Source organism: Streptomyces sp. NPDC028635 (assembly GCF_040637635.1).
Lineage (GTDB): Bacteria > Actinomycetota > Actinomycetes > Streptomycetales > Streptomycetaceae > Streptomyces.
In genome coordinates, this window is sequence record NZ_JBEZWX010000082.1 from 1 (window position 1) to 3,318 (window position 3,318).

Sequence of the window (3,318 nt, forward strand, 5' to 3'; positions counted from 1 at the left end):
GTGTCCGTCCTCGGTCCGGCCGGCCGTCACTCGATACGGCGCCCACCGCCGGTGCCGGACGCTGCGGGCGGACACCCCCCGCCCCGGCCCCTTACGGCCGTGGGCGGCCGGCGGGGGCGTACCGCTCCAGGCCGGAGGTCGTGACGAGGTTCTCCTCGGCGAACAGGCGCGTGCCCCGGGCGCACAGTCCCGCGTCTGCGCGGGCCCGGGTGCAGAACTCCTCCGGGGTCGCTCCGAACAGTTCCCGCAGACGCGCCGAGACGCGGACGAGTTCGCTGAGCAGTGCGCGCTGGCCGGGGTGGCGGCGTGGTGCTCGGCTGGTGCCGTGCAGGACGCCGTGGCGGTTGACGTAGGAGTACACGCCCGGGAGCAGGCGGCCGTCCGTCAGCTCCACGCGTACGTCCGGCGCGGGCAGCCACCTGCGTGCGAAGTTGCCGTGCGGCAGCGGCACGCCCTCGCTCGCGTCGATGACGGCGAGCTGCTCGGGGTCCAGCCAGAGGACGAACAGGTCCCGCATGCGGGCGGGGGAGCGGACGGGCGAGGCCGAGACATAGCCCATGCGGCTGACGTGCGCGGAGACCCCGACGTCCACACCGGTCACCCGGGCCCGCACCATCGGCACGGGTGAGGTGACGCCGAACTCGTCCAGCTTGTGCCGCAGCTGGCCGGGGCAGGCGTTGGAGCCGACCGCCAGCACGGGGGCGCGGTCGTCGTACACCAGACGGTCGAGCGGCAGCAGCCGGTCACCGTCGAGCAGTCCTGAATCCCGCGGCCAGGCGCCGGGGTACAGCAGCGGGTCCTCCCGCGGCACCTGGGCCAGGCCGAGCGCTGCGAGGCTGGAATGCACCATCGGCACCCAGACTAGTCGTCCGCCGACGGCGCGGTGCCGGACGCCGCGACCTAGTCCGCCGGAGGCAGCTCGCCGGATCCGCGCATGATCAGGCGGGTCGGCAGTTCGACGCGCTCGGGGGCGACGAGGTCGCCGTCCAGCTGGCGGAAGAGCCGCTCGGCGGCGGTGCGGCCGAGCGCCGCCGCGTCCTGGGCGACCACCGTGAGGCCCGGCTGGAGCAGGTCGGCGAGTTCGACGTCGTCGAAGCCGACGAGGGCGACCGGGCGGCCGTGGGCCGCGAGGACCCGGATCACGGTCACCGAGACCCGGTTGTTGCCGGTGAAGATCGCCGTCACCGGCTCGGAACCGGCCAGCATCTCCTCGGCGGCCCGGCGCACCCGCTCGGGGTCGGTGGCGCCCAGCGACATCCAGGAGTCCGCCACGGGTATGCCCGCGTCCTCCATCGCCGCGCGGTAGCCGCGCAGCCGCTCGGCCGCGGTGTGGATGCGGGGCATGTCGCCGATGAAGCCGATCCTGCGGTGCCCGTGAGCGATCAGGTGGGCGACGCCGTCGCGGGCGCCGCCGTAGTTGTCCGACAGCACGCAGTCCGCGTCGATACGGCCCGCCGGGCGGTCCACGAACACGGTCGCCACCCCGGCCCGTATCTCCGGTTCCAGATAGCGGTGGTCGTCCCCGGCCGGGATCACCACCAGGCCGTCCACGCGCCGCGCGCACAGCGCGAGGGCGAGCTCCTGCTCGCGGTCCGGGTCCTCGGCGCTGGAGCCGTTGATCAGCAGCGCGCCGTGCGCCCGTGCCACCTCCTCCACCGCGCGGCTGAGCGGGCCGTAGAACGGGTCGGCGAGGTCCTCCAGGACCAGGCCGATGCTCGCGGTGCGGCCCTTGCGCAGCACGCGCGCGCTGTCGTTGCGGCGGAAGCCCAGCGCCTCGATGGCCTCCTGCACGCGCCGCTCGGTGTCCGGGGTGACGCCGGGCTCGCCGTTGACCACCCGGGAGACGGTCTTCAGGCCGACTCCGGCGCGGGCCGCGACGTCCTTCATGGTGGGACGGTTGCCGTACCGGCTGCCGGGCAGGCGGTCGGTGAGGCGGGCGGTGCTGCGGGCGGTCTCGGGCACGGTGCGCTGTCCTGTCCTGTGGTCCACGAGGGGGCGACGGGTCCGTCGGCCCCATCCAACCGCCGCGAGGATGCGGTGGTCCATGGCTTGTATGAGGATGTGGCGTCGAGCATAGAGCCTGGACAACGTTGTCACGCGCGGGGGAGACTGTGCACCGCACGTTCCGGCCCGCGCCCCCACCGCCCGCCGGGCTGCGGCTTTCCGCACCCTTTCAGGTTTCGCTTGGTTCCCACTGCCGAACGGGGAGATCCGACACTGATGACCACCGACCTCGTGGCCGCGCTCGACATCGGCGGCACCAAGATCGCCGGCGCGCTGGTCGACGACCGCGGCACGATCCTGGTGCGGGCCCAGCGCCCGACGCCCGCCCGGGAGGACGGCGACACCGTGATGCGGGCCGTCGAGGAGGTGCTCGGCGAGCTGACGGTGTCGCCGCTGTGGGGGCGCGCGCGGGCCCTCGGCATCGGCAGCGCGGGCCCGGTGGACGCCTCCACGGGCACGGTGAGCCCGGTGAACATCCCCGGCTGGCGTGACTTCCCGTTGGTGGGGCGGGCCCGTGCGGTGACCGGTGGTCTGCCGGTCGAACTGATCGGTGACGGTGTGGCGATCACCGCCGCCGAGCACTGGCAGGGCGCGGCCCGCGGGCACGCCAACGCCCTGTGCATGGTGGTGTCCACGGGCGTCGGCGGCGGTCTGGTGCTCAACGGCCGGCTGCACCCCGGCCCCACCGGCAACGCCGGTCACATCGGGCACATCAGTGTGGACCTCGACGGCGACCTGTGTCCGTGCGGCTCGCGTGGCTGTGTCGAGCGCATCGCCAGCGGCCCGAACATCGCCCGCCGCGCCCTCGACGACGGCTGGCGGCCCGGCCCCGACGGCGACACCTCCGCCGCCGCGGTGGCCGCCGCGGCGCGGGCCGGGGATCCCGTGGCCGTCGCCTCCTTCGAGCGGGCCGCCAAGGCGCTGGCCGCCGGCATCGCGGCCACGGCGACTCTGGTGGAGATCGACATCGCGGTGATCGGCGGGGGCGTCGGCAAGGCCGGCGAGGTCCTCCTCGCCCCCCTGCGCCGCTTCCTGGCCGACTACGCGACCCTGTCCTTCGTTCGCCGGCTGACGGTGGCCCCGGCCCAGATGGGCACTGACGCGGGCCTGGTGGGAGCGGCGGCGGCCGCGCTCACGGGAGCGGTGGGAGCCGCCGCGGCGGGGGTCTGAGCGAAGCCGCCGCCCGGGACACGGGCGGTGCGCCGGCCGGGGGGGGGGCCGCGCCCGGGGGGGGGGCCGGCCCGGGGGGGGGGGCGGGCCCCGCCCGGATGTCGCGCTGTGTAATCAGCCGTAGGTGTAGAACCCCGAGCCGGT

At 75.2% G+C, this 3,318-nt stretch carries 3 protein-coding genes; 1 reads left to right on the forward strand and 2 read right to left on the reverse strand.

Features of this window, described 5'->3' with window-relative positions:
* Positions 1-91: 91 nt before the first annotated feature.
* Together AB0E88_RS35590 and AB0E88_RS35595 are read right to left on the reverse strand one after the other, a co-directional pair.
* Complete coding sequence (locus AB0E88_RS35590) at positions 92-850, reverse strand: hypothetical protein (protein WP_361639339.1); 759 nt, start codon at positions 848-850, stop codon at positions 92-94.
* Between the two features lie 50 nt (positions 851-900).
* A complete protein-coding gene (locus tag AB0E88_RS35595; protein ID WP_361639342.1) occupies positions 901-1,989 on the reverse strand; it encodes a LacI family DNA-binding transcriptional regulator in 1,089 nt (362 codons plus the stop codon).
* Between the two features lie 231 nt (positions 1,990-2,220).
* On the opposite strand from AB0E88_RS35595, the gene AB0E88_RS35600 reads away from it, so the two are divergent.
* Entirely contained in the window at positions 2,221-3,174 is a 954-nt protein-coding gene (locus AB0E88_RS35600; protein ID WP_361639344.1) for an ROK family protein, read from the forward strand.
* The last annotated feature ends 144 nt before the right edge of the window (positions 3,175-3,318 follow it).

Excerpts from the sequence above, each read along its gene's own strand:
- AB0E88_RS35590 (WP_361639339.1), bottom strand. The coding sequence starts at position 850 with ATGGTGCATTCCAGCCTCGCAGCGCTCGGCCTGGCCCAGGTGCCGCGG.
- AB0E88_RS35600 (WP_361639344.1), top strand. The coding sequence starts at position 2,221 with ATGACCACCGACCTCGTGGCCGCGCTCGACATCGGCGGCACCAAGATC.